Raw genomic sequence first — 8,487 nt, forward strand, 5'->3', positions numbered from 1 at the left:
TCAGAACGTCGTGAGACAGTTCGGTCCCTATCTGTCGTGGGCGTTGGAGGTTTGAGAGGGGCTGCTCCTAGTACGAGAGGACCGGAGTGGACGAATCCCTGGTGTTCCGGTTGTCACGCCAGTGGCATTGCCGGGTAGCTACATTCGGAAGCGATAACCGCTGAAAGCATCTAAGCGGGAAGCGCGCCTCAAGATGAGACCTCCCGAGCCATAAGGCTCCTAAAGGAACCATGAAGACTACGTGGTTGATAGGGTGGGTGTGTATAGCAGTAATGCCGAGCTAACCACTACTAATGATCCGTGCGGCTTGACCATATAACTCCAAGTTGCTTCAAGGTGTGATCTGAAGAAGATGCACCGCTACGCCTCAGCAACACTGAACACTCTCGAGCCAAAACGACTTATTACGTCCCAAGACCCAACGCGAGACTGGCGCATCCTATTGCGCTGTCTCCACCGTTTGCTCAGCGAACATAGCGCTGTGGAACCACCCGATCCCATCCCGAACTCGGAAGTGAAACGCAGCAGCGCCGATGGTAGTGTGGCTCAAGCCATGCAAGAGTAGGTCACCGCTGAGCGCTTAATTGAAACCCCGTCTGCATCGCAGGCGGGGTTTTCTTTTGCCTGCGCAGCATGAAAACGCACGAACTGCGGCGCGGGATTCTTGGGCGCTCCTCGCGTCGCTGCTTCGGTGTTGGTTACCGCTGAGCATCTTCTATCAAGCCCCATCTGCACAAGCAGATGGGGTTTTCGTATGCGCGGATCTATTGCGTCCAATGCCGCAGACGCCCCTCCTGCGAGAAATTGCCAGGAGTTGGGCTGCGCGCAAGACTTGAGTACTAGAGCCGTTGAAGGCACGCAGTCGCGGTAAACCACGACAGGGGGCGTCACCGCACGAGTCAGTGCATGAGGAGCCGATCGCGGATACCAGTCAATGGCTCACGCCAGGGAATACCCGAACTGCTGTCGAAACTGGTCGGAGAACTGCCCGTAGTCGAAGCGCTGGTTTTGCGTGCCGGGATGCTCAACCTTGAGCGCACCCATCAGATTGCCAATGCGGCCAATGGTCACCCAGTCATACCCCTTCATGATTCCGTGTATCAATCCCGCGCGGAATGCGTCGCCACAGCCCGTCGGATCAGTGACCCGACGTTCATGGGCGGGAGGTATATCGAGGCACTTTCCATCCGCATGGATTTTCGCGCCACGTGGTCCACATGTCGTTATGTAGGCCTTCACGCGGCTGGCGATGTCAGTTTCGTTCCAGCCGGTCCGTTCTTGCAGGAGGCTGGATTCATAGTCGTTGACGGTTACATAGTCCGCTTGCTCGACAAAGTGGCGGAGCTCTTCACCGTTGAACAGTGGCATCGCCTGCCCGGGATCAAAAATGAACGGGATGCCACATTCGACGAACTCATTTGCGTTCTGCAGCATGCCATCCCGACCGTCCGGACTGACGATTCCGAACTCGACGCCTTCGACGTCTCTGACGTGGTTCTCGTGGGAGCGCATCATGGCGCCGGGGTGAAAGGCCGTGATCTGGTTGTTGTCGAGATCCGTAGTGATGAAGGCCTGCGGCGTGAACAGGTCGCTCAGTTCCTTGACCTGGTCAAGCCGCACTCCGTACTCCTCGAAATGCTCGCGATAGGGTGCGAAGTCTTGACCAACAGTAGCCATTGGAACCGGCTCCCCGCCAAGGAGTTTGAGGTTGTAGGCGATATTTCCGGCACATCCGCCGAATTCCCGACGCATGCGGGGCACCAGGAACGACACGTTCAGGATGTGAACCTTGTCCGGAAGGATGTGATTCTTGAACTGATCCGGAAAAACCATGATGGTGTCGTACGCAAGTGAACCGCAAATCAAAGCCGACATCTGAATGCCCCTGAATAATGACGAGATTGCACATCCGTAGCTGCTTGACCCGGGTTCCGGGTGGCAGGAGCGGCTGGCGAAGAAGCCGAATCTTGCCCGACTTTTCCTGGGGGCGCATCCTCGCAGGAGCAATTCCGCAGGCGGTTTGGCCAGTTTGCGTCCGGCAGGCACCCCTCTGGTGCGGAAGGAACTCAGCGAACAAGCATCGTCAACGCGCCAGATAAGCGATTTTTAACGGCGAATTGGCTTGCCTGAGGTGAAGGCCGTCTCTAAACTGTCGCGTTCTTTGCGGCTCCACTTTTCAGGTCAAGCTTTCTCATGTTCAAAGGTTTGCGCGGTCTCTTTTCAAATGACCTGTCGATCGATCTCGGCACGGCCAACACCCTGATCTATGTTCGCGGTCAGGGCATCGTGCTCAATGAGCCATCCGTTGTGGCAATACGGCAGGATCGTGGGCCAGGCGGCCCCAGAAGCGTCGCTGCGGTCGGATCCGATGCCAAAAAGATGTTGGGTCGCACCCCAGGCAACATCGTCACGGTCAGACCGCTCAAGGACGGTGTCATCGCGGACTTCTCGATGACCGAGGAGATGCTCAAGCAGTTCATTCGCAAGGTGCATCGTTCGCGCATGTTCCGACCAAGTCCGCGTGTACTCGTCTGTGTGCCTTGCGGCTCTACTCAGGTGGAGCGACGGGCCATCAAGGAGTCTGCCGAAAGTGCAGGCGCACGTGACGTCTTTCTCGTCGAGGAGCCAATGGCCGCGGCGATTGGCGCCGGAATTCCAGTCGGAGAGGCTCGAGGTTCAATGGTGCTGGATATTGGTGGAGGCACGTCCGAAGTGGCTGTCATCTCGCTCAACGGTATTGTCTATTCCCAGTCGGTACGTATTGGTGGAGATCGATTCGATGAAGCGATCATCAACTATGTGCGTCGCAATCACGGCACCTTGATCGGAGAAGCAACAGCCGAGCGCATCAAGATGGAAGTCGGCTGCGCTTTTCCACAATCAGACGTCAAGGAAATCGAGGTCTCCGGCCGAAACCTGGCCGAAGGCGTGCCGCGCATGTTTACGGTCAATTCCAACGAAATACTGGAAGCCCTGCACGAACCGCTCTCGGGAATTGTCAGCGCGGTTCGCAGTGCGTTGGAACAGACGCCTCCGGAGTTGTGTTCGGACGTAGCCGAACGTGGCATCGTGCTCACCGGTGGTGGTGCATTGTTGCGTGATCTTGATCGCTTGCTTTCCGAGGAGACGGGGCTGCACGTTCACGTTGCGGATGAGCCGCTGACTTGCGTTGCTCGCGGTGGTGGACGCGCTCTCGAGCTGGTTGATCAGCACGGTGGTGACTTCTTCGCCCACGAGTAGGCTCAGGTGACCCGCGCGCATGGCGCTTGCAGCTCCTGACAAGGTTTCCCTGTTTGCCGAAGGCGCAGTCAGCACACTGCGCCTGATTGCTTACTTGACCCTCGCCATGATCGTCATGGTGATTGATCACCGCGGTAGCTATCTCGAACGACTGCGCACAATGGCCAGTGTCGTCGTTGAACCCGTCTATCGCGCAGCTGCCTTGCCATCCGACGTGGCGCGGGCAGGCCGCCTGGCGATAGCCACCCAGAGTCATTTGGTAGACGAGAATCGAAACCTGCGCGAGGCATTGTTGCTGGCTCAGGTTCGACTCAATCGGATGTCCGCCCTTTCGGCGCAAAACGATCGCCTGAAAAAGCTGCTTGATGTACAGAATGAGCTGGGGCTTGGCGTGCAGCTGGCGAGACTCATTGACATCGATCTCGACCCATTCAGGCACAGAATCGTGCTGGATGCGGGGGCGGCCCAGTCCATTGAAGTGGGCCAACCGGTGTTGGACGCACACGGGATCATGGGCCAGATCGTCGAGGTCTTGCCGGGAACGTCCGTGGCGATGCTGGTGACAGACCCTACGCATGCCATTCCGGTCATGATCGAGCGCACAGGGTTGCGCACGATCGCTTACGGCACCGGAGCCATCGATCGTTTGCAGCTCCCCAATGTGCCAATGAGTGCAGATATCAAGGTGGGCGACTCACTGGTGACATCCGGCCTGGGTGGGCGTTTTCCGGTCGGATTTCCAGTAGGGAAAATCCTCGAGATAAGCAACGATGAAAGTGGCATGTTCGCGGCAGCCATCGCGAGGCCGGCCGCCGCACTGGACAGAAGCGGAGAAGTCTTGCTCTTGCAGGATTTGCCGCAGCCAATGGGGCCGCCTGCCCCAGAGCCGCCCGGCACTGACGTTGTTCCAGCTGATCCTGCGCAGCGCATGCCGGAAGGGGCGCGTACGCCATGAACAGAAAACGCGCAGAGTTGCTGATCTTTGTCGCCAGCATTCTTCTGGCCTTCGTATTGCAGCTCACACCACTGCCACAGGCGCTATTGCCATTCAAGCCGTACTGGATTGCCCTCGTGCTGATCTACTGGGCTATCGAAGCACCTGAGCGAATCGGATTAGGATTCGCCTTCCTGCTTGGCCTGTGTGGGGACATTCTGGCTGGTCAGTTGCTCGGCGAACAGGCTTTGCGACTGATCATTCTGACGTTCATCGTCCTGCGTTTTCGTTCCCGGTTGCGCTTCTTTCCCATCGGCCAGCAATCCCTCGCAGTGCTCGCTCTGCTGCTGAATGATCGAATCGTCGTCCTGATGATCCGGGGCTTCTCCGGTGACCCTGTTCCGACCGGCGGGTTCTGGATCGCGCCGCTATTCGGAATGCTGGCCTGGCCATTCGTCTTCCTTCTGCTCGACGACCTGCGGGCGCGTGTTCGATCGAAGGAATCATGAACTACAGGCCGATAAAGGATACGCGCCGTGAAGCCGCGCAATTCGTGCGACGCGCATTGGCGGGCTTCTTCATTATCTTCGCCGCGCTTGCCATCCTGGGCTTTCGTTTCTGGTTTCTCCAGGTTGCCCAGCATGAGGAGTTCCAGGCCCGGTCGGACGCAAATCGAATCCTGACACGCCCGCTTGCGCCGGCCCGCGGGTTGATCTATGACCGCAACGGCGTGTTGCTCGCCGAAAACATCGCGGCGTTCCGACTGGAGGTCGTTCCCGAGCAGGTTGCCGACATGGGGGCCTTGCTGGCAGACCTGCAGGAAACGATAGGCATCAGCAGTGATGACATCGATCGTTTCAAGGCTCTGGTAAAGAGCAAGCCCTCCTATCAGAGCGTGCCTTTGCGCCTGAAGCTGACTGATGAAGATATAGCGCGGTTCGCTGTCAATCGCTGGCGCTTTCCCGGCGTTGACGTCGTGCCGTACCTGACGCGCTTCTATCCCAAGGGAAAGACATTCGGCCACCTGGTCGGCTATGTCAGCCGCATCGATGCCGCTGACGTGAAGCGACTGGATGCTTCGCGCTATGCGGGTACAACGCATGCCGGCAAGACCGGAATAGAGCGATCCTACGAGGATCTGCTACACGGCGAGCCCGGCTATGAGCTGGTCGAAGTGAATGCGGATCGCCGCCCGCTTCGCGTGCTGGAACGTGTCGCACCCACGCCAGGTCAGAACATCTACCTGACCGTCGACACGCGCATCCAGGAGGCAGGTGTGAACGCCTTTGCCGGCAGGCCGGGTGCGTCAGTCGCCATCGATCCGCGCAATGGCGAAGTGCTGGCGATGATCAGCGTGCCGAGTTTCGATCCGAATCTCTTCGTCAACGGCATCAGCCAGACAGACTACAACGCACTCCTGCATTCGCCGGACAAGCCACTGCTCGATCGCGCCTTGCGCGGTAGCTATGTGCCCGGCTCGACGATCAAGCCTTTTCTGGCGGCAGCCGGGCTTGAACTCGGGCTAAGGCGTCCTTCGGATACGATTCTATCTACTGGAGAGTTCCATATCGCGGGCCAGAAACGTGGTTATCGCGATGTGCGTGCGGGCGGCCACGGCAGGGTTGACCTTGTTGAGTCCCTGGCCCAGTCGGTCAATGCGTACTACTACTCACTGGCCCAGGACATGGGGATCGATCGCCTGACCGAGACCATGGCCAAATTCGGTTTCGGCGCGCCGACGGGAATCGATTTGCTCGGCGAAAGCAGCGGTGTCTTGCCATCCCGGGATTGGAAGAGGGGGCGAATGAACGAACCCTGGTATCCCGGAGAAACGGTGATAGCAGGAATCGGGCAAGGGTTCTGGGTCGTGACACCCGTGCAGTTGGCACATGGAATGGCCATGTTGGCAGCAGGAGGAATTTCCTATCAGCCGCAGCTGCTTTACGCGACCCAGGAAGGGATTGGCGATACTCCCAAGCGCGTCAAGCCAAAGCCCGGAGGGGCAACATTCTTCAGTGATCCGGCAAATTGGGACGCCGTTCGTGCCGGGATGATTGCCGTCGTCAATGGGCCAACCGGTACCGCCAGGACCATGGGTAACAGTTTCCCCTACGTGATCGCAGGCAAGAGCGGCACAGCCGAGCGTTTTTCGCGCACAACCGAGAAATGGGAGCATATTTCACAGGTTGCCGAGGAACGCCACCAGGTTCTCTTCGAAGCGTTCACGCCTGCCATGGAGCCCCGAATTGCTGCAATCGTCGCGCTTGAAGCAGGGCGCGGTGGTGGCCGCGATGCTGCCCCGGTTGTACGGCACATGTTCGACGCCTGGTTGTTTTCGGACTCCCCGGCGATGGTCGAGCCGACCGTGGATTCCGTTCCGTGATGCCAGACGTACTCAACCGCATCCGCCATCGCACTGCGTCGATGGTCAGGCGCCCGCGTTTCGACTTGCCGCTGCTGGGCGCATTGTTCCTGCTCGCAATGATTGGCCTTGCCACGCAATACAGCGCCAGCGATCTCAACCGTGACCAGGCCATGGCTCAGGGCATTCGCCTGCTGCTGGGTGCGATCCTGATGGTCACCATTGCGAGGGTCCCGCCTTCGAGTCTGCGCAACTGGACGCCCTGGCTATATGCCGGCAGCATCGTTCTCTTGATCCTCGTCGCTATCCTCGGTGAAGGGCGCGGAGCAGACCGCTGGCTGGATCTTCGATTCGTCCGCTTTCAGCCCTCAGAATTGCTAAAGTTGAGCCTGCCCATGATGGTGGCCTGGTATCTCAACCAGCGTCCGCTGCCGCCAGGCTGGATGAGCCTTGCTGGCGTGCTTGTGCTTATTGTCATTCCGGCCGGTCTGATCGCCAAGCAGCCGGATCTCGGCACCGCCTTGCTGATTGTCGCGAGCGGCTTGTTCGTCGTATTTCTCGCCGGCCTGGCCTGGTGGCGCATTGGCCTGATGATCGGCAGCGTGGCGGCGGCGGCACCGGTTGCCTGGCATTTCCTGCATGAATACCAGCGCAACCGTGTGCGCATGCTGCTTGATCCCGAGTCCGACCCGCTCGGCCTTGGCTGGCACATCATTCAGTCCAAGATTGCCGTTGGCTCAGGTGGCTTGTGGGGGAAAGGGTGGCACAAGGGTACCCAGTCCAGGCTTGAATTCCTGCCCGAGCACACGACCGATTTCATATTTTCCGTCTTCGCCGAGGAGTGGGGCCTGATTGGCGTCCTCTTGTTGTTGTCGTTGTATGTATTCATCGTCGGACGCAGTCTGTGGATCGCGGCCAATGCCAAGGACACCTATTCGCGCCTGCTCGGCGGCTCGATCAGCATGGCATTCTTTGTCTACGTCATGGTCAACGGTGGCATGATCACGGGCATCCTGCCGGTTGTGGGCGTGCCATTGCCGCTAGTCAGCTACGGAGGAACCTCGGCAGTCTCGCTGCTGGCCGGTTTCGGAGTTCTGATGTCGATTCACGCCCATCGCAGGCGAGTAGCCGCATGAGCATCCAACGCGATACCCTATTTGTTGTCTTCACTCAGGCTTTCCTACTTTGAATTATCGGCATTGGATCATTCCAGGCATCGCCATGGCGCTTGCCTTGGCAATCACGGGTACGGCCACGGCGGCCAATGCGAAGGCGTCGAAAGTGGTCGCCCGCTCGCAAGCGGCAGTCGAACCTGAATTCATCGAGTTTGCTCGCGAACTCAATCAGGATGCCGGCCTCGATGAAACCTATGTGCTCGCCACTCTGGCGAAGGCGAGTGTCAAGCAGAGCATCCTTGATGCCATTTCTCGCCCGGCGGAGGCGACGAAGCAATGGAAAGACTACCGTCCGATATTCCTGACCGACAAGCGACTCAATGACGGCGTGACGTTCTATCAGGACAATCGTGAACTGATTGAGCGTGCCGCCAGCGAGTTCGGCGTGGCGCCGGAAATCATTGTTGCCATCATTGGTGTGGAAACCAGCTACGGCCGGAATTTTGGTAGCTACAAGGTGCTCGACGCGCTCGTTACCCTGGCGTTCCATTACCCGCCGCGGTCAAAGTTCTTTCGCGGTGAACTTCGTCAGCTGTTCCTGCTGGGCGACTCGCGCATGGCCTACCCGATCGATGAGCTGGTGGGTTCCTATGCCGGTGCCATGGGCTGGGGTCAGTTCATCCCCACAAGCGTGGCCAATTACGCCGTTGATTATGACGGCGATGGCCGCATCGATTTGTGGAATTCGCTGCCGGATATCGTCGGTAGCGTAGCCAATTATTTTTCCGTGCACGGGTGGACCGCCGGACAGCCGGTCGCAGTCCAGGCAATGGCCG

The 8,487-nt window shown here is 58.7% G+C and carries 7 protein-coding genes and 2 rRNA genes; 8 read left to right on the forward strand and 1 reads right to left on the reverse strand.

Translation table 11 applies throughout. The annotated features are described in order from the left end of the window. Both WBP53_RS11665 and rrf read left to right on the forward strand, forming a co-directional pair. Positions 1-315 (forward strand): 23S ribosomal RNA (locus WBP53_RS11665); the annotation flags it as partial. A gap of 148 nt (positions 316-463) precedes the next feature. Then, positions 464-578: ribosomal RNA gene (gene rrf / locus WBP53_RS11670) — 5S ribosomal RNA — on the forward strand. Between the two features lie 361 nt (positions 579-939). Here the strand turns inward: rrf and WBP53_RS11675 are convergent. Next, positions 940-1,875, reverse strand: a complete 936-nt coding sequence (locus WBP53_RS11675; RefSeq protein ID WP_423929101.1) for a carbohydrate kinase family protein — start codon at positions 1,873-1,875, stop codon at positions 940-942. A gap of 318 nt (positions 1,876-2,193) precedes the next feature. Between WBP53_RS11675 and WBP53_RS11680 the strand changes: the two genes are divergently transcribed. The 6 genes from WBP53_RS11680 to WBP53_RS11705 form a co-directional block, all read left to right on the forward strand. After that, complete coding sequence (locus WBP53_RS11680) at positions 2,194-3,240, forward strand: rod shape-determining protein (RefSeq protein WP_423929103.1); 1,047 nt, start codon at positions 2,194-2,196, stop codon at positions 3,238-3,240. A gap of 19 nt (positions 3,241-3,259) precedes the next feature. Beyond that, positions 3,260-4,195 carry a rod shape-determining protein MreC gene (mreC, locus tag WBP53_RS11685; protein ID WP_423929105.1) on the forward strand — a complete coding sequence of 312 codons (936 nt, stop codon included), beginning with the start codon at positions 3,260-3,262 and terminating at the stop codon, positions 4,193-4,195. Next, complete coding sequence (gene mreD, locus WBP53_RS11690) at positions 4,192-4,683, forward strand: rod shape-determining protein MreD (RefSeq protein WP_423929107.1); 492 nt, start codon at positions 4,192-4,194, stop codon at positions 4,681-4,683. Before mreC ends, mreD begins: the two co-directional genes overlap by 4 nt. Next, positions 4,680-6,557 carry a penicillin-binding protein 2 gene (mrdA, locus tag WBP53_RS11695; protein ID WP_423929109.1) on the forward strand — a complete coding sequence of 626 codons (1,878 nt, stop codon included), beginning with the start codon at positions 4,680-4,682 and terminating at the stop codon, positions 6,555-6,557. The genes mreD and mrdA overlap by 4 nt, the downstream gene beginning before the upstream one ends. Further along, positions 6,557-7,672 carry a rod shape-determining protein RodA gene (gene rodA / locus WBP53_RS11700; protein ID WP_423929113.1) on the forward strand — a complete coding sequence of 372 codons (1,116 nt, stop codon included), beginning with the start codon at positions 6,557-6,559 and terminating at the stop codon, positions 7,670-7,672. Before mrdA ends, rodA begins: the two co-directional genes overlap by 1 nt. A gap of 85 nt (positions 7,673-7,757) precedes the next feature. After that, positions 7,758-8,487, forward strand: a 730-nt coding sequence (locus WBP53_RS11705; RefSeq protein ID WP_423929111.1) for a lytic murein transglycosylase, incomplete at its 3' end; no start/stop codon positions are given.

It is taken from the genome of Dokdonella sp., assembly GCF_049593775.1.
Lineage (GTDB): Bacteria > Pseudomonadota > Gammaproteobacteria > Xanthomonadales > Rhodanobacteraceae > Dokdonella.